Source organism: Novosphingobium sp. (genome assembly GCF_024642085.1).
Lineage (GTDB): Bacteria > Pseudomonadota > Alphaproteobacteria > Sphingomonadales > Sphingomonadaceae > Novosphingobium.
In genome coordinates this window covers 67861-85302 of the sequence record NZ_JAHEBV010000001.1, presented here as the reverse complement: position 1 = coordinate 85302, position 17442 = coordinate 67861, and the positions used below count along the sequence as shown (strand labels likewise).

General features: G+C 57.2%; 13 protein-coding genes and 1 tRNA gene. 6 read left to right on the top strand and 8 right to left on the bottom strand.

From position 1 onward, the window contains the following. Window positions 1-3: 3 nt before the first annotated feature. Window positions 4-1152, bottom strand: a complete 1149-nt coding sequence (locus Q0L62_RS00430) for a hypothetical protein (RefSeq protein ID WP_296674821.1) — start codon at window positions 1150-1152, stop codon at window positions 4-6. Window positions 1153-1378: 226 nt separating this feature from the next. On the opposite strand from Q0L62_RS00430, the gene Q0L62_RS00425 reads away from it, so the two are divergent. Both Q0L62_RS00425 and mtgA read left to right on the top strand, forming a co-directional pair. Continuing rightward, entirely contained in the window at window positions 1379-2722 is a 1344-nt protein-coding gene (locus tag Q0L62_RS00425) for an acyltransferase (protein WP_296674818.1), read from the top strand. Between the two features lie 78 nt (window positions 2723-2800). Continuing rightward, window positions 2801-3526 carry a monofunctional biosynthetic peptidoglycan transglycosylase gene (gene mtgA / locus Q0L62_RS00420; protein ID WP_296674816.1) on the top strand — a complete coding sequence of 242 codons (726 nt, stop codon included), beginning with the start codon at window positions 2801-2803 and terminating at the stop codon, window positions 3524-3526. A 68-nt stretch (window positions 3527-3594) separates the two neighbouring features. Here the strand turns inward: mtgA and Q0L62_RS00415 are convergent, their stop codons facing one another. Continuing rightward, entirely contained in the window at window positions 3595-6912 is a 3318-nt protein-coding gene (locus Q0L62_RS00415) for a TonB-dependent receptor (protein ID WP_296674813.1), read from the bottom strand. Window positions 6913-7251: 339 nt separating this feature from the next. On the opposite strand from Q0L62_RS00415, the gene Q0L62_RS00410 reads away from it, so the two are divergent. Then, window positions 7252-8241, top strand: a complete 990-nt coding sequence (locus Q0L62_RS00410; protein ID WP_296674811.1) for a cation diffusion facilitator family transporter — start codon at window positions 7252-7254, stop codon at window positions 8239-8241. Window positions 8242-8334: 93 nt separating this feature from the next. After that, window positions 8335-8850 (top strand): nuclear transport factor 2 family protein, encoded by a 516-nt coding sequence (locus Q0L62_RS00405; RefSeq protein ID WP_296674809.1) that lies wholly within the window; start codon window positions 8335-8337, stop codon window positions 8848-8850. Window positions 8851-8853: 3 nt separating this feature from the next. Here Q0L62_RS00405 and Q0L62_RS00400 read toward each other — a convergent pair whose 3' ends face one another. The 3 genes from Q0L62_RS00400 to clpP form a co-directional block, all read right to left on the bottom strand. Continuing rightward, window positions 8854-9549, bottom strand: coding sequence for an aspartate/glutamate racemase family protein (locus Q0L62_RS00400; protein ID WP_296674805.1), 696 nt, complete (start codon window positions 9547-9549; stop codon window positions 8854-8856). 16 nt (window positions 9550-9565) lie between these two features. Beyond that, window positions 9566-10822 carry an ATP-dependent Clp protease ATP-binding subunit ClpX gene (clpX, locus tag Q0L62_RS00395; RefSeq protein ID WP_296674802.1) on the bottom strand — a complete coding sequence of 419 codons (1257 nt, stop codon included), beginning with the start codon at window positions 10820-10822 and terminating at the stop codon, window positions 9566-9568. 120 nt (window positions 10823-10942) lie between these two features. After that, the gene (clpP, locus tag Q0L62_RS00390) at window positions 10943-11641 is read right to left on the bottom strand and encodes an ATP-dependent Clp endopeptidase proteolytic subunit ClpP (RefSeq protein ID WP_296675110.1); all 699 of its coding nucleotides are present in this window, start codon (window positions 11639-11641) and stop codon (window positions 10943-10945) included. Between the two features lie 396 nt (window positions 11642-12037). Here clpP and Q0L62_RS00385 point away from each other — a divergent pair, with 396 nt between their 5' ends. Further along, window positions 12038-13534, top strand: a complete 1497-nt coding sequence (locus tag Q0L62_RS00385; RefSeq protein ID WP_296674799.1) for an amidase — start codon at window positions 12038-12040, stop codon at window positions 13532-13534. An 83-nt stretch (window positions 13535-13617) separates the two neighbouring features. Here Q0L62_RS00385 and tig read toward each other — a convergent pair whose 3' ends face one another. Next, the gene (tig, locus tag Q0L62_RS00380) at window positions 13618-15141 is read right to left on the bottom strand and encodes a trigger factor (protein WP_296675107.1); all 1524 of its coding nucleotides are present in this window, start codon (window positions 15139-15141) and stop codon (window positions 13618-13620) included. 57 nt (window positions 15142-15198) lie between these two features. Beyond that, a tRNA-Leu gene (locus tag Q0L62_RS00375) sits at window positions 15199-15283 on the bottom strand. 124 nt (window positions 15284-15407) lie between these two features. On the opposite strand from Q0L62_RS00375, the gene Q0L62_RS00370 reads away from it, so the two are divergent. Continuing rightward, on the top strand, window positions 15408-15572 hold the full coding sequence (locus tag Q0L62_RS00370; RefSeq protein ID WP_296674796.1) for a hypothetical protein: 165 nt from the start codon (window positions 15408-15410) through the stop codon (window positions 15570-15572). On the opposite strand, the gene sppA is transcribed toward Q0L62_RS00370, so the two are convergent. Beyond that, on the bottom strand, window positions 15569-17392 hold the full coding sequence (gene sppA, locus Q0L62_RS00365) for a signal peptide peptidase SppA (protein ID WP_296675104.1): 1824 nt from the start codon (window positions 17390-17392) through the stop codon (window positions 15569-15571). The genes Q0L62_RS00370 and sppA overlap by 4 nt on opposite strands. Window positions 17393-17442: the final 50 nt, after the last annotated feature.

The window sequence follows — 17442 nt, the reverse complement described above, 5'->3', positions numbered from 1 at the left end:
CCGTTACCAAGCGCCCTCGGCAGGGTATTCACGCAATCGGTCTTCCCAGAAACGGGGCAGGGGAATTCCGCGCGCCAAAATCAACTTGCGGGGCAAATAGAAGTTAAATTCAAGTTTGTTCCCGACCTGATCGGATTGTCCATTCTTACCCGGATGAAACTCGCCGAAGCCGACAATCAGCAGCCCATCGGAGGTGCGCTCCAGCTTCAGGGTCAACCAGTCGATATCTTGCTGGAGGTTTCCATACTCATATGCGTCGCGACCTGTTCGTCCCTCGATATGGCCGATCCCGCTGCCTCGTACGGTGATCTCTGCTGTATCATTGGTTTCAAGCATCCGGGCAAAGTCTTCGATACCTGTATTGATGCGAAGGTAAGGTCCATCGTTGCGCGGGCGAGCGGGGTCAAGCAGTCCACTTGCCAAGCGATTGACCCGGTTCGTAGCCTGGATGCCGACCCACCGCTGATCAAGATGCAGCCGAATAAAGGGGCCGAAAGGATTGTATCGATCCCCATTCTGGCCCCAGTCTACGCGGCCATCAGCTACGAGGCTGCCGAGATCGCACACGCCGAGATCACTGTTTTCCAGCCCGCTGCCCGGAACCTCGCCCACGAAGGGATCCTCAACGCGGCCGGAGAGGTTGTTCACACGATGCAAACTTAGCGCCAACGACGGCATGAAAACCGTCAAGTGCACCATCAGCCCTTCTACCGGTAGTTCCTCGTCACCTCCGACTATCGTTGCAGCGCGTGCTTCGATTGTGATCTGAAGGCCCGACGGATCAACCAACATATCCAAGTCAATGCTGTCGAATTGAAGGTAAGCTGTCGGTGACTTGTCGGGCTGCGGAAAGGCCAAGGGTAAGTTTATCGAGCCAAGACGAACACTTCCCTTGCGCGACAAGACGAAGCCGGTTCGTCCTTGCGGCAAGTACATTTCTGCGAGTGACGAAAATGCCGGAACGCTGTGCGTGAGATCCACGTTGAAAGCTGGAGCAGCGACGCTCCACAGACCGTCAGGGCTGACCGCAAGCCGCTGAAATCCAGCGAACGACCAGGCGCTCCTTCCCCGTGACCACAAACGCACACCGACCGCTGCACATTCCGGGAAAGCGAAGTGGGCGATTACGTCAGGATCGCCTTCCAGCCGCATTTGGCCATCAACCAGCACGCTGCCGTCCATTGCGTATATGCGTAAGTCGTTCAATGTCATATTTTTTTCCTATTCGACGGACGGCTCAGTACAGGTGATTGGCAACCAGACGACTGGCAATGGCGGGACCACCTCCGGAATGCAAAGTTCACGATTTATTGGGCGTTGTTCTACGATTAGTAAGATCTGCGTAGTTAACGGTCGAGCAGTTATCGGGGGGCATTTCATGACAGCGCAAAGGGAAACTCGGTCGGCAATCTGGGCGCGCGCCGCGAAGATGGCTGAACAGACCCCGCCCAGTCGCAACCGCTATGTCGATTTCCTGCGTGCACTGTCGATTCTGGCGGTGGTGGTCGGACACTGGCTGGTCGCCGCGCCCTATATTAAGGACGGTGCAGTGGTTGGCGGGCATTTGCTCGGCATCCTGCCGTGGAGCCAGTGGCTGACCTGGCTGTTTCAGGTCATGCCGCTGTTTTTCCTGGTCGGCGGATATTCCAACGGGGTGTCGTGGGCCGCGACCCGGCGCGATGGCGGCAGCTACAGCAGCTGGTACGCCGGGCGGCTGCGGCGACTGATCTGGCCGGTGATGCCGCTATTCCTTATCTGGACCCTGTTCGCGTTATTCGGCATCGCCTTCGGTTTGGATCGCGATGTCGTTAAACTTGCAGCGCATCTGGCCCTCGTTCCGGTGTGGTTTCTGGCGGTTTATCTGATGGTTTCCGCCGTCGTTCCGCTCAGCCATGCCGCGTGGCAACGCTGGGGGCTCGGCTCGATTGCTGCTTTGTTGATGGCGTCAATAGCGGTTGATCTTGCGCGGTTGCAGTTAGACGTGCCTGTGATCGCCTTTGCCAATTTCGGCTTCGTCTGGCTGGCCATGCACCAACTGGGTTATGCCTGGGCAGACGGCCGGATTGAGCGCGGCGGTGCCGCGGCTTTGGCTGCTGGCGGTCTGACGACACTTCTCGTCTTGGTTCGCTTTGGCCCCTATCCGGTGGCAATGATCGGTGTGCCGGGAACTGATCTGAGCAACTCCATGCCGCCCACACTGGCTCTGCTGTCCCTTGGCCTAACCCAAACGGGCATAGCTCTGCTGCTGGAGCCGGCGGCGCGGCGCTGGCTCCAGGCTCAGCTGATATGGACAGGGGTGGTGCTGATCAATGGGATGATCATGACAATCTATCTGTGGCACCTTACCGCTTTTGTCCTGGTTATGGTTGGGGCGTGGCTGAGCGGAGGTCTGGGGCTTCATGCCTGGCCCGGAAGCTCTGCCTGGTGGCTTGCCAGGCCGGTTTGGTTTGCGCTCTATACCTTGGCGCTATTACCGATGACCGCGCGATTTAGCCGATATGAGAACCTGGGCCGCGGTGACGGCGACGACGATTTGCCGCTTTGGCGGCTGATCACCGGGCTAGTGCTGATTTGCCTTGGCCTAGGCGGTACGGCGGCGATCAGCATTGCAAGCCCGGAAGGCATAACCGGTGTCAGACTATGGCTGGTAGCACTGCCCCTGGTAGGCGCAGCACTGGTCGGATTTGGCCCGGTCCATTCGCTGGCGAAGCGGGCATTTTAGACTACTGTACCTCAACAGCATGGCGACACCGTTGCTTTTCCTTGGCGCGACGCCAACCTGTCGTTAGATTCCAACACAATGATGCGCTTCCTTACGCCCTCGCGGCCTTCGTCAAAACATGGTCTTGCCTACCGGATTGGCTGGTGGATCGGACGCCTGATCATCGCATTTCTAGTAGTCAGCATCAGTTTGACTGTGCTTTACAAGTTCGTGCCGGTACCCGTCACAGTGACCATGGTGCTTGATCCCAACGGGTTCGACAAAGACTGGCAACCCATCAGCCGGATCGACCGAACTATGGTTGACGCCGTCATCGCGGGCGAAGATGCCAAGTTTTGCAGTCATAGGGGTTTCGACCAAGAAGCGATCGAAAAGGCCATCCAACGCAACGCCCGTTCCTCTAGGCTCCGCGGCGGATCAACGATCAGCCAGCAAACCGCCAAGAACGTGTTCCTGTGGCAGGGCGCCGGCTGGACCCGCTACCTGCGCAAAGGTCTGGAAGCGTGGTACACCGTCCTGATCGAAAATATCTGGGGCAAACGCCGCATTATGGAAGTTTACCTCAACGTCGCTGAAACGGGTGTTGGTACATACGGTGTTGAAGCAGGCTCGCAGCGCTATTTCAAGCATTCGGCGGCGCGGCTGAGCCAGGTTGAGGCGGCACGCATAGCTGCCGCACTGCCCGCGCCAAAGAGCCGCGAGGTGGTATCTCCCGGCGGCTTCACCCGGCGTCACGGCAACGCCATTGCGTCACGCAGCAGCGCAATACGGAACGACGCGGCAGACGCGTGCGTCTATCGTTAAGCAGCACCCGAAAAAGGCGGCGCACCCGCAGTGCCCCGCCTTTTCCGCAAATGCATTTTTGCGAACGATCAGAAGGTCAGGCGCGCTCCTACCCGGATTGCATAGAGTGACCCGTTGAAGTTCACCGAACCGGTGTTTGGCGCGGTGAAGCTGGAATAGCGATATTGCGCACATGTCTGGGTCGATACAGTATTTGTCACGCCCGCGCCGGGCGCAGTACCTGTCGGGGTGGCCGCGCTAAGGCACTGCACACGCACCAATGCGGCATTGTATGGGAACCCGAACTGGCGCAGGCCGCCCCAATCCTTGTTGATCAGGTTGGGCAGGTTGTTGATATCTGCAAACAGCGCGATACGCGATCCGGCCACAAAGGTCGGAATTTGCTGTTCAAGATGCAGATCAATCCGCGTAAAGGCGCGGTTGCGCGCGATGTTCTTCGGCGCGATCTGGCCGCGGAAACCCTTCAGCACCGAACTGTCGATGAACGTGTTTAGTGCATCTTGGGTTGCCGTGGTATCATACGAAACCAGCGGATCGTTGGTTCCGCTTGGCACATAGAGCAGGTTTGAGTTGGCTGCCGTACCGCCCGTGTTGGTCAGGAGAGTACCGAATACCGACGAACGGTTGCTGGTGTTGTCCAACATGGTGAAGCTGTAAGTACGGCCTGCACGTGTTTCCCCAAACAGCTGGAAAATCGTCTTGTAGTCCCCGAAGAACGCGTGGTCGAAACCGAGATGGTATTTGAACGCCCATTTGATCTGGTTGTCCGAAATTCCGTAGGTTGGACGGTTGGGATCCGAGAATACCTGATAGCGATAGTTCGAATTGATCGTTGACGATGTTGCCGATGACACGTCCTTGACGTCCTGCCAGGTGTAGCTGCCACCAAACGACAGGCCCCAGTCAAACCGTTTATCGAAGTGAACCACGGCAACGTGCGACCGACCCTTGTGGGTGTTGTAAGTCATGATGTCGTAGTTGTTGTCGGCGCTGCCGTAATACGGATTGTAGTACCGCGGACGGCCGTCGGGCAGCGTGTTGTTGGTTTGTGCAACCGAACGCAGATCGGTGAAGCCGACCCCGTCGATCGTCTTGGAGAAGTAGTAATCTGCCCCGATGTCGAAACCAAACAATTCCGTGTTGGCCGAAAGTGTGGCCTTGAGCGCACGCGGCAGATGGAAATTAGGGGATATCGCGCCGGTGTTCGTGCGCGGCAGGGTGCTGCTGCCCGTCGTATTGCCAGCGAATCCCGCAAGAACCGGCGAAACCTGGCCGGTAACGTTGTTGAGTGCAGCAGCGCAGATTGCAGGCGTCAGCCCCGCTGCGCCGCTGCAACCGTTTGCCGAAGTATCCCGCGTCAGTGTGATCGAATTGGTGGTGACTGTGTTTGAGAAGCTGTTCGACAGATAGATATCGGGCGAACCGCCACCAAATATGCCGGCGCCTCCGCGCAGTTTGAAGGGCGAACCCGCTGGCTTGTAATCAAAGCTGATCCGCGGCTCAAACTGATCCAGCCCCTTGTAGGTCTTCAGGTTCGTAAATCCGTAGCGCCCGAAGAAGTAGGGGTTCGCCACTGGCCGGTCTGGCATACCGTACATGCTGTAGCGCAGGCCGGTGGTAACGGTCAGATCATCTGTCACGTTCCATTCGTCCTGCAGACCAAATGTATACTGGGTGTAATGGAAGTCTGCTGCAGCGCCATTCGGATCGCTTCCGATAACTGCTGCATACTGCACCTGGTTGGCCCGGCCATTCTGAAGAGCGTCCAGCGAATCGAAGTACCACGAGCCCAAGCTGTTGGGCACGAAGTTATTGAAAGTGCGGTTTTCAGTGACGTCAAACAGGAACTTAATGACCTGATCGTCAAAGCGGTAACGCAACAGCAGCGAACCGGCCCATGTATCGTAGAACAACTGATTGGTCTGGCGGAAGTTGTCCGGCCCGAAGAACACGCGCGGCGTGCCGTTGGAACAAGCAGTTGTCGAAGCAGTATTATCAAGCGGATCGGTACATACCTGGAACTGGCCATTGGGTCGTCCGCCCAGCGGTTCTTGACCCCGGCGCGACCAGCGATAGATCATGCGCGCTTCGGTGGACAAACGGTCGGTCCAGTCCGAATTGAGCTGCACGATGCCGGCGCGCAACAGCTCGCTCAGCGCATAGGCATTGGTGCTAAGCCCGTAACTGGGCGTAGTCGAAGATGTCGAAGTGTTGTTTGGGCTGACCTGAACGTTGTAAGAATTAACATAGGACACCGATAGGCGTTGGCCGCTGGCCACGTTCCAGTCGATCCGCGCGGCAAACTTTTCATCCTTGCGCGGATTGATTGACAGGATGTCACCTGCATCTAGGCTCTTGCTGGTGGCGATGGTATCAACCGCAGTGATTGCATTGGTGAGCGCAGTGGGGTTCACAAACGAATCTATCTGGGTCGAAAACGGCCGCGGATCAGTGTTTCGTTCGCCCGAAACCATGAGGAACAGGGTGTCGGGGATGATCGGGCCGCTCAGCGTGGCGCCGTAAGTGACTGATTTGAAATCTGGCACGACGGTCGTCGTAGTGCCAATCTTCTTACCCGATAATTCATCGGTGTTGATCGAATAGAAGCCAGTGCCGTGCAGGCGGTTGGTGCCAGACAGCAGGACAGTGTCGATAGCGCCGCCCTGGAATCCCGACTGCAGGAAATCATAAGGAGCAAGGCTTACCGAAACCTGAGCCAGGGCGTCGAGCGGCACCGGTCCGCGAATGTTGGGGCTGGCATCCTGGTTGAGGCCAAAGGTATCACCCACGGTCACGCCATTAATTGTAAAGCGGTTGTAACGCGGATTGACGCCTGCAAAAGATACCGCGCCGCCGCGGTCGCCCGAGTTTGACAAATCGATGTTGGCAAAGGGATCACGGCGCTGGACATCGCGGATATCGCGGTTGACGGAAGCTACCTTGGCGATGTCGGCCTGGGTCAGCACGGTCTGCGGGCCGTCTGAAGTAACGCCGGCGCCCTTTATCGAGCTGGCGGTCACGACAATTTCGGCTCCCTGCTCGGTGCCCAATTCGATCGGCAGGTTATAAGGTTGCCCGACCGAAGTGTAGACGTCGGTGACGCTGGTGGTGCCGGCACCGCTGGTCACTTCGACGGTGTAGGGACCACCGACGCGCAAGCCAGAGGCGACAAAGCTGCCGTCAGCGCCAGTGCGGGTCGTTGAAACCGTCCCCGAAGGAACGTGAGTGATATTGATTTCAGCGTCACCGACTGGTGCCCCATCACTCGTTACTACCGAACCGCGAATGATCGAGGTCGTTTCCTGTGCCATGGCGGGTGCGGCAATCATGCCGCAGGCGAGTGAGACGCTGGCAGCGCTGGCAGCAAGGAAAAACTTCAATTGCATGATATCTGTCCCCAGTTCCCGAATATGGGATTAATTCAATGTCTTACTTGATTTGAAGTCATACGCGAATCGCGACAAACCCCCATAACTCAGCATTCCAATACAGGCCTGCTGCTTCCGTCAAAACAGATGATGGTGACAGTTATGAGACATATCTCGAGGTAGTTACGCCTCACATCGCGCAAATCGGAACAAAATTACAATGAGAGCGGTTACACTGTAATGTTTGCCAAATCTTTGGGCGGATCCATTTCAACTCCTCGCAACCAGCACATCACTGCGACAGCGAATCTTGCTGCAGTGCGGCATTTGTGCAACGCTTGGCCGGAAAGGTAAGTCATGGCTCGCGATCAACGGACCGAGGTTCAACATAATGGTCACCAGCCTGGCCATGGGCATAAGCATGGGCATGGGCATGGGCATGGGCATGGGCACCTTGAACACAATCAGGGCAGTCATGGAACAGCCTTTGCGATCGCGGTGTTTCTCAACACCGGCTTCGTTGTAGTCGAGGCTGGAGCCAGCTTTATCAGCGGGTCAGCGGCACTACTGGCCGATGCGGGTCACAATTTAGGTGACGTACTTTCGTTGCTGCTTGCGTGGGGAGCATCGGTGCTGGCCGCTAAACCAGCTTCTAAGGGCTTTACCTACGGACTTAAAAGCAGTTCGATCCTGGCTGCAATCGCTAATGCGGCGTTGCTGTGGGTGGCCCTTGGCGCGGTCTTGATCGAAACGCTCCGCAGGTTTTGGCAACCCGAACCAGTCGATGGCTGGCAGATGATGCTGGTCGCGGCGATCGGCATCGGCATCAATGTCGCATCTGCCCTTCTGTTCGCCCGGGGCAGCAAGTCAGACCTGAATCTGCGCGCCGCTTTTCAACATCTTATGGCCGACGCGGTCGTGTCCGCCAGCGTAGTCCTGGCCGGTCTGGTCATCATGCTGACCGGGCAGGACTGGATCGATCCGGTTGCCAGCCTGATTATCACGCTGGGTCTGGCATGGGCAAGCTGGGACCTCCTCAAAGACGCAATAAAAATGGGACTGTTGGCGGTACCGGCCCACATCGACGAAAGCGCAGTTCGAGAATACTTGCGTGAGCAGCCCGGCGTCAGCGCGATTCACGACCTTCACATCTGGCCAATGAGTACAACCGAAACTGCTTTTACCGCGCATTTGGTGATGCCCGCCGGACCGCCCACCGATGCTTTCCTGCACGACATAGCCCATTATCTCGAAACGAACTTCGGGATCCATCACGCCACGATCCAGGTCGAGAAAGCGGCGTCTGATTGTAAAGTCCATCACGGCCACCCGCACCACGCCGACTGATAACGCTCAACCAACGTTCATCAAAAGAACGCTAGCGCGATCGAAACGGCCGGGTTTGAGTAGGGTCGCACAATTTACCTCGAGGAGAATCCCATGCCGTTTCCAAATCGCTTCAATGGTTTTCTGGCTGGCGTCTATGCTAGCGTCATGCTGGTAACTCCCGTCTTTGCCCAAGCCGACACGTCGGCCCAGTTCCAGGCCCGGTACACCGAATTGCGCGCTGCAGTGGAAGCGCATGATACTGCAGCAATCGGCAAGATTTTCGCTCCTGACTATCAGATGACCGATATCCGCGGCGACAACCATACTGGAGCCGAAGTATTAGAACGCATGCAGAAGATGGCCGGACGTTCGGCTGACCCGTCGCGCAAGGTCGAAACCACGGTGCTTGCTGCAATGGTGTCAGGTGACACGGCCACCGTAGAGCAGCAGTTGGTCGGCGGCGGCAAGCGCGCCGGTGACGATGGGGCCGAACATACGATGGAACTTGTAGTCAAAAGCACAGACACTTGGGTCAAGCGCGGCGACGGCTGGGTTTTGTCCAAAAGCGTCCAGACCGGCATGACGGTCAAACGTGATGGCGAAGTATTTTTTCAAGAAGGAAAATAGAGCCTAGGCCAGCGCCTGTTCCAACGCCGCCGCGGCGTGAAGCGTAGTCGTATCGTACAACGGCACCGGATACGCGACATCAGGTTCGACCAGCAGAATAAGCTCAGTACAGCCAAGGATCACAGCCTGCGCGCCGGCGACGGCAAGTTCGCTGACTAGGCCGCGAAACCGGGATCGAGATGCAGGCTCAGCCTTGCCGGCGACCAGTTCATCGAAGATGATACGGTGAATGTCGGCGCGGCCAGCCTTATTGGGGACAAAGCATTTAATCCCTGACACGTCGCGCAGTCGATCAGTCAGAAACGGCCGCGCCATGGTAAAACCTGTTCCCAATAATCCGGCACGGGTGATGCCCGCGCGGGCCATCGCCCTCCCCGCCGGGTCTGCAATATGCAGTACCGGTAAAGGCGTGGCAGTTTCGACAGCGTCCAATACAAGATGCATCGTGTTGGCGCAGATCAGGATAAAGTCGGCGCCAGCCGCTTCAAGTGATCGCGCGGCGTGGGCCATGATCTCACCCAGCCGACCCCACTCATTGGCGTGCTGCAACCTCGCGATCTCTTCGAAATCTACCGAATGAAGCACGATGCGAGCCGAATGCACTCCGCCCAGCCGTTCGAGAGTCATTTCGTTGAGTATACGATAATATTCGGCAGTGCTCTTCCAGCTGATCCCGCCGATGAGGCCAATGGTCTTCACGAAGAAACGCGCGGAATCAGGCTGCTTCTTCTTTCGCTTTCAACACGCGCACGGGTTCCTTGCGACCTTCGACCACATCCTTGTCGACCACCACTTCAGCGATGTCAGTTTCGGTCGGCAGGTCGAACATGGTGTCGAGCAGCATTCCTTCGACAATTGAGCGCAATCCACGCGCGCCGGTTTTCCGTTCGATCGCTTTTTGAGCAATCGCTTCCAGCGCATCATCGGTAAAGGTCAGCTCGACATCTTCTAGATCGAATAGTTTGGCGTACTGTTTGATCAGCGCATTCTTTGGTTCGCGCAGGATTTTGACCAAAGCTTCGATATCCAGGTCATTAAGCGTGGCAATCACCGGCAGACGGCCGACAAATTCGGGGATCAGGCCAAACTTGAGCAAGTCCTCCGGCTCGGCCTTCTGCAGCAATTCGCCCACCCGGCGCTTGTCGGGGTCAGCAACGTGCGCGCCAAAGCCGATCGAACGCTTTTGCAAACGGTCCGCGATGATCTTTTCAAGGCCTGCAAAAGCTCCACCGCAAATGAACAGGATGTTGGTCGTATCGACCTGAAGAAATTCTTGCTGCGGGTGCTTGCGCCCACCCTGCGGCGGCACTGAAGCAGTCGTACCTTCCATAAGCTTTAGCAGCGCTTGCTGCACGCCTTCGCCCGACACGTCGCGGGTGATCGACGGGTTTTCCGCCTTACGGCTGATTTTATCGATTTCATCGATGTAGACGATCCCATGCTGCGCCTTCTCAACGTTGTAATCGCTCGCCTGAAGCAGCTTGAGAATTATGTTTTCAACGTCTTCGCCCACATAGCCAGCCTCGGTCAGCGTTGTCGCGTCAGCCATGGTGAACGGTACATCGAACGTTTTTGCCAATGTCTGAGCCAACAACGTTTTGCCGCAGCCGGTCGGTCCTACCAGCAGGATGTTCGACTTCGACAACTCAACTTCGCCACCCTTGCCGCTGTGCTTCAGACGTTTGTAATGATTGTGTACAGCAACCGAGAGGACGCGCTTGGCGCGGTCCTGACCGATGACATAATCATTAAGGGTTTCAAAGATATCCTTCGGACTGGGAACGCCGCCGTCCTTCTTGCCGGCTATTCCAGCTTTCGTTTCTTCGCGGATGATATCGTTGCACAGTTCGACGCATTCATCGCAGATGAAAACGGTCGGTCCCGCAATCAGCTTGCGCACTTCGTGCTGCGATTTGCCGCAAAAGCTGCAGTATAGGGTGCTTTTGGCGTCTGAGCCTTGCAGTTTGGTCATGCGTTCATCCATTTTCCCCGCATGTGCAGGGATTCGGCGGGAGTGTAGTCCGCCGATACGATTCTTCAATCCTGCGTCATAGCACCGTCAAATTGACCGGGGCTGAAGCGGCAGGGTTACTTATTCCTTGGCTTCCTTGGCGTCCTTGGCAGTTTCGCCTGCATCGCTTTCACCAGCGGGTCGGCTTTCAAAGACCTTGTCAACCAGGCCAAACTCGCGAGCCTCGTCAGCACTAAGCCAAGTATCGCGGTCCATCGCCTCCGCAACTGCCTTCACCGGCTTGCCCGTATATTTCGAATAAAGCTCGTGCATCGTCTCCTTGAGACGGAGTATTTCACGCGCCTGAATTTCGATGTCGCTGGCCATACCCCGCGCCCCGCCCGAAGGCTGATGAACCATGATCCGTGCCTGTGGCAGCGCAATACGCATGCCAGGCTCACCTGCAGCAAGCAGGAAGCTGCCCATCGAACAGGCTTGGCCAATGCACACGGTTGAGACCTTTGGACGAATATATTGCATGGTATCGTGGATCGCCATGCCCGCGGTCACAACGCCGCCCGGCGAGTTGATATACATCGAAATGTCTTTCGACGGATTTTCGCTTTCCAGAAATAGCAACTGCGCGACGATAACCGACGCCATGTGATCTTCGACCTCACCGGTCACGAAAATGATGCGTTCACGTAGCAACCGCGAGTAGATGTCAAAACTACGTTCACCGCGGCTCGATTGCTCAACCACCACGGGAATAAGCGCGCCGGTCACGGGATCGCGGGAGATGTTGCCTTGGGCGCTGGACGATCCGAACAGGTCGAGCATGGAAATCCTCATCAGGGTTGGTCCGCTTATGTCGGCGTTGCCACCGCGATGTTCAAGGCCATTAACCCTTGGCAATGTCAATCACGCCCTCAAGCAAATTCCCCTATAAGCTGATTGGTTGTTTTTGACGTGACAAACCAAATCGCCAGAACCGGGCCGATTATAAGCGAGACAGAAGAAGGGCAGCTGCCCACTTCGTTCATTAGCTCACATCATCCAGCCCAGACGGTTCTGCAGGTCGGCGCGAGAGACCTGGCGACCTGGGGTCGAATATTTTGCGGCGCTCTTATCCAAATGCTTGTGACCACAACCCCATCCCAACCGCGTGAAGCGATTGACCTTTTTCACTTTGCATTGACGCTTGTCTAAGGCCCAGCCGTGCCGCACAACTTGGACATGAGAAAGATCGCCCCTTACGCCATCGCCCTGTTGACCGTTGGCTGTGCTACGGTACCCGTTGTTCCTCGAACCGATCCTGCCTCCCCAGTGGGAGAGGTTGCGCAATACCTCGCCCGGATCGACGCGCTGGACGATAACGGGCCAAGGTTGAATGCCGTGCTGGCGATTAATCCAGCAGCTCTGCGAAGCGCGGATGCGGCTCATGCAATGGGCGGTCCGCTCGCCGGCAAATCGGTTCTCATCAAAGACAACATAGAAACCGCTGACCCCATTGCGACCACGGCGGGTAGCCTTGCACTGAAGGATAACATCACGGGACGCGATGCCCCGCTCGTAGCGCGCCTGCGCGATGCAGGGGTTGTGATCCTGGGCAAGACCAATCTCTCGGAATGGGCGAATATCCGGTCTTCGTCATCTTCATCGGGTTGGAGCGCAACCGGGGGGCAGACCAAGAACCCGCACGCAACTGACCGTAATCCTTGCGGGTCGTCCTCGGGAAGCGGCGCAGCAATCGCGGCAGGGTTCGCGTGGGCAGCGATAGGGACTGAAACTGACGGGTCGATCACATGTCCGGCCAGTGTCAATGGCATCGTAGGATTTAAGCCTACCGTCGGAATGGTGAGCCGTACGCACATTGTCCCGATCAGCCACAGTCAGGATACTGCTGGTCCGATGACCAACAGTGTTCGCGACGCAGCGTTGATTCTCAACGCCATCGCCGGGGCGGATCCATCCGACAGCGCCACCGCTGATGCTGCACGGCACGTCACCGATTTTACATCCGGGCTTGGCTCAGCAACCCTAAAAGGGGTGAGGATCGGCATAATGCGCAAGCAGGTCGGAGCCCACCCCGGCGTCACCCGTCTCTTTGAACAAGCGCTGGCAGATCTGCGCCGCGCCGGGGCAGAACTGGTCGAGATTAGCTATGATCAGGACGCTTCGATGTTCGCTGATGAAGGCACGGTGCTTTATTATGAACTGAAGCAAGACTTGGGATCCTATCTTGCAAGTCTACCAGGCGACCCGCCAGTGCGCAGCCTGGCCGATGTCATTGCGTTCAACACGGCCCATGCTGCGGAAGAACTGCGCTGGTTCGGACAGGAAACCTTTGAAAAAGCCGTCAAGCTCGACGATATTGCCGCTTATCGAAAGGCTCGCGCTAATTCGCTCCGGCTCGCCGGCAAAGACGGTATCGACAAGCTAATGGCCGACAACCGGGTTTCCCTTTTGATAGCTCCGACCTCCCCTCCGGCCTGGCCCACTGACCTGGTGGCGGGTGACCATTATCTGGATATTGGAGCAGGAAGTCTGCCTGCGATTGCTGGATATCCGCATCTCAGCGTGCCGATGGGTGCGGTCGAAGGATTGCCGGTTGGCTTGTCAATCTTTTCAGGACGTTGGCACGATAAGGCCGTGCTTGAAGCGGGTGCAGCATATGAACGCGCACGTACAGCTCGGATCCCGAAGCCGACCTTTCGGCGTTGGGGCGAATAAACCTTCGTTATAAGTAAGAGACCACAAGGCGCGGACCTGCTTTCGCCGGTCCGCACCTAAAGATCTTAACCAAACTGCAGGACTTATTTTTTTGAAGATGCCTTCTTGGCGGGCGCCTTCTTGACGGGGGCATCGCCGGCTGCAGCCGAAACCTTTTCCGGCTTGGGCTTAGCTTCCGTTTTTGCGGCCGATTTTTCAGCCTTGGCAACAGGTTCAGCCTTTTGAGTCTTCTTGGCGGAAGCTTTTTTGGCTGGCTTTACATCTTTCGTGGAGGCGGTCTCTTCCGCTTCGATCGCGGCCTGCAATTCGTCTCGGGTCACCGTCTTTTCGGTTACTTCAGCCTTGTCGAACAGGAAATCGACAACTTTGTCTTCGTACAGCGGCGCGCGCAGCTGGGCCGCGGCCATCGGGTCCTGTTGGACATATTCGTAAAACCGCTGGCGATCTTCCTGCCGGTACTGCTGAGCCGCCTGGGCCATCAGCATCTGCATTTCCTGTTGGCTGACCTCGACATTGTTGGCTTGGCCAATTTCCGACAGCAGCAAGCCAAGGCGGACGCGGCGCACAGCGATGCTGCGGTATTCGTCCTTCTCATCTTCGATTTCCTTTAGCGCAGCCGCAGGGTCTTCCTCGTTCTGCGCTTCCTGGGTCAGCTGCTGCCAGATTTGGCCAAACTCGGCCTCAACCATGCTGGGTGGAACGTCGAAATCGTGCCCGGCGGCCAACTGATCAAGCAGCGCACGCTTCATCTGTGTGCGGGTCAGTCCGGCCGTTTCCTGTTCCAGCTGACCGCGCAAAAGACCCTTCAGCTGTTCCAGATCTGTGAGGCCTAGAGTTTTGGCAAACTCATCGTCCAGATTGGTTTCCCCGGCGACTTTCACGGCCTTGACGGTAATGTCAAACGTCGCGTCCTGACCCTTCAGGTTCTCTGCCGGGTAATCGGCCGGAAACGTTACAGTGATGGTTTTGGCTTCGCCTTCCTTCGAGCCGACCAGCTGCTCTTCAAAGCCCGGGATAAAGCGGCCCGCGCCCAGTTCCAGCGCGGTGTCCTGGGCCGAGCCGCCTTCGAACTCGACGCCGTTTAGCTTCCCCACGAAATCGATGATCACCTGATCCCCAGTTTCGGCCTTCTTGCCTTTCTTGGCGTCAGTGAAGCTTTTTGCTCCGGCTGCCAGCTTGGCAACCTGCTCATCAACTTCAGCGTCGCTAACTGGCACAACCAGCCTGTCTAGCTTCAGTCCGTCAAGGCTTGGCGCGGCGATCGCAGGCAGCACTTCGAGGCTGACAGTCAATGCGGCGTCCTTGCCTTCCTCATACCCTTCGGCAAGATCGATTTGCGGCTGCATGGCGGGACGAAGCTGGTTGTCGGCGACCACCTTGTCGATCGCTTCGCGAACCGACGTGTTGAGCGCTTCCTGATGCAGCGAGGGACCGTGCATTTTCTTTACCAGATTTGCCGGCACCTTGCCCGGACGGAAACCCGGCATGCGGATTTGAGGGGCAATCTTGGCTACTTCGCCATCGATCTTGGCTGCAATATCCTTCGCCGTGATCGTCACGGTATAAGCGCGCTTCAAACCTTCGTTGGTGTTCTCGACAATCTGCATGACAATAAAGGCCTTCTCGAACTGCATCCTGCTTGCCGGGTTGCTTGCATGGAGAACTGGTGCGGGCGAAGGGACTCGAACCCCCACATCTTACGATACTGGTACCTAAAACCAGCGCGTCTACCAATTCCGCCACGCCCGCAGCCGACGAAGCCTTGAATCAAGCGGTGGCCCTTAGTGGCCCCAAACGCAAAGGGCAAGCGCGCAAAGCCTTGTGGGGAACAGTCATAGCGCCCACCTGTTACATTGACGAGAGGAGACACACTATGGCTACCCAGCCGCCAACCCGGCCCGATACAATCGAACCGCAAAGTCCGCCGGAAAGTCCAGGGCAAAATCCCGTACCCGAAGCACCGCCATCCCAGCCGATGGAAACGCCCACTACCGAACCCGACATTAACCGGCCAGGCCAGGTGCCTGACGAGATTTAAAGCCCAAGCATCAATGCCAGCCGGGCAAACCAGCCTAGTTGAGTCCCCAGCGGTGTGATCGTGGCCGGAACTTCCGGACATTCCAGGCAATACGCTTGCGCACCGCGGTTGCCGACCATCCAGCGCATCGCAGATAAGGACTGGGCAAGCTGCCGTTCCTGGCGAGCAGCCATCAATCCGGGCAAGTCGCCTGAGGCCGTTTCATCGGCGTCGCTGTCTTCATCGTCCCCACCGAGCCGTTCCAACAAACTGGTATAGCGGTTGTCCTTGCGGCCGTAGAATTGAGGGTGCCAGTTATCGCCCAGTTTAGCTGCCTGTGCAGCGTAGGCCGCAGCTTCGTCCAAGCCGCCAAATTGATCCACAAGCCCGTTTTGTCGCGCGGTACCGCCATCCCAAACCCGGCCTTGAGCAATCGCGTCGATCTGTTCAGCGGATTTTCCGCGCGATTTGGCGACCAAGCCAACGAAGCGGGCATAGCCGTTCTCAATGCTCGATTGGATCATCGCGTCGACTTCAGGTGTAAAACCGCTCAGCACATCAGGCTGACCCGATAAGGGTGTAGTGCGCACTCCATCGCCTTTTACACCGTACTGAGCCAGGGTCTTTTCAAAGCTCGGGATCAGCGCAAAAATGCCTATCGATCCTGTGATTGTACCGGGCTCTGCGAAAATACGGTCTGCCGGGGTGGACACCCAATACCCGCCGCTGGCCGCAACATTGGCCATGGAAACGACCACAGGGCGCTTGTTAGATTTGAACCGTTCCACCGCAGCGCGGATTGTTTCTGACGCCATGACCGACCCGCCAGGTGAATCGACCCTTAGAACCAAGGCAGGAGCATTATCAGCGTTGGCTTCGTCGATTAGGCGGGCAATCCGGTCGCCGCCAGCCGTGCCAGGACCGGCTTTGCCATCGACTATCGCTCCAGCCACCGTGACCACCGCCACCGCCTTGCCGGCCCTGCTCTCGGGATGAGCAGCTAGCAGAGCCGAAACAGCGGTGTGAGCATAACTGCCCGGCTGCTTCGTAGCAGGATCGGCTCCGACTAATGCTTTAACTCGTTCGCCGAATGCAACTTTGTCACCGATTTGATCAACAAGCCCGGCGGCCTTAGCTGCCTCGGCTGCATTGCCGCTCGCTGCCTTTATCCAGCCAACCGGATCGCTTGTCACTTTGGCGATATCCGCCCTGGGCCTAGCCTTGACGACATCAGCCTTCCAGTCTTCCCAGACAGCCGCGTACAACGCGCGACGTGCCTCACGCGAAGGTTCAGATGCACTATCGCGGATGTAAGGTTCGACGAAATCCTTGTACGTGCCGACTTTGTACACGTGCGGCGTGATCTTCAATCGTTCCAGCAGCGGGCCGAAATAAAGATTGGTGCCGCCCGGACCCATGACGAAAGCGCCGCCCATCGGATCAACCCACGCTTCGGTTGCGTGGGCGGCCAACATAACGCCATCATCGATATAGCCTGCCGAATAGGTCAGGACTGGCTTTTTGGCCGCACGCACAGCATCCATTGCCGCGCCGATTTCTTGCATATGAACAAGCCCGCCGCCCGAAAACTTGGACAGATCAAGCACAACGGCTTTGATTTTGTCATCAGTGGCCGCAGTGCGGATCGCACGCGCGACATCACGGGTGCGGTGTTCTCGCTGTGGCTGTGCTTGGGAAAGCAGCAGGTCGAGCGGATCAACCTGTGCCGGTTCTTCGACCAAGGAGCCATCCAGTTTAACCAGCAAGGCTCCTTCACGGACGAGTCCGGTGCTTGGCCGGGTAGTCAAAACGGCGTAAAGTGCCGCAAAGAACAGCAGCATGAAGAAGAGGACCAGCCCGTCTTTGATAGCGACGAGCAGATGCCAGACCT